Below are 660 nucleotides of genomic sequence, written 5' to 3' on the forward strand. Positions count from 1 at the left end.
AACGCCTAAATAACAGGCAAAAAATTGTTGGCTAAAATAAGCGACGAAGGAGCAAAAGCCAACTGTTTTTTGTCCTTGTTGATTTTCTTGTTAGGGGTACTTTTACCCATACTTTTGAATCAATTCTTTAGTATATTTAGATGCATCCTGCATTTGTTGAGTTGATAAATTTAAACCTGAAAGAATACTCTTTGCGGTGAGTTGATCTTCTAGCTTTCGATGCACTGTGACTTGTAACCAAGCATACCCTTTAACTAAATCCACATTCTCAGGGCCACCCATTTTGTAATACAAAACACCTAAATCAAATGGTGCTCTCTCATGTTTTTGTTGAGCTGCAAGAGTTAATAAAGGAATAGCTTTTTTTACATCAGGAGTTCCAAAGCTGCCAGATAAAATCAGGATTGCAAGGTTATAAGCAGAGCGACCATTTCCTTGTTCAATTGATTTTGAGTACCAATACTTCGCTTTGTCTAAATCTTTAGGATTGCCATCACCTCGCTCGTAACTATACCCCAAAAGGTATTGAGCAAAATTATCACCGCCTTCTGCAACTTTTGCTAAATCTTCCATTTTCTTATTTGAAGTAGATTGACAACCAGAAATGGCTAATACCAATGCTATGACGATTACTCTGAAATCCATTTGTACCCCTAACGC

The 660-nt window shown here is 37.0% G+C and carries 1 protein-coding gene; it reads right to left on the reverse strand.

The window, feature by feature from the left end; genetic code table 11:
* Positions 1-102: 102 nt before the first annotated feature.
* The coding region (locus tag HHO47_RS19050) for a tetratricopeptide repeat protein (RefSeq protein WP_211183786.1) at positions 103-660 on the reverse strand (558 nt) is incomplete at its 5' end.

The organism is Pseudoalteromonas arctica (assembly GCF_012927645.1).
GTDB classification, from domain to species: Bacteria; Pseudomonadota; Gammaproteobacteria; order Enterobacterales; family Alteromonadaceae; genus Pseudoalteromonas; species Pseudoalteromonas arctica_A.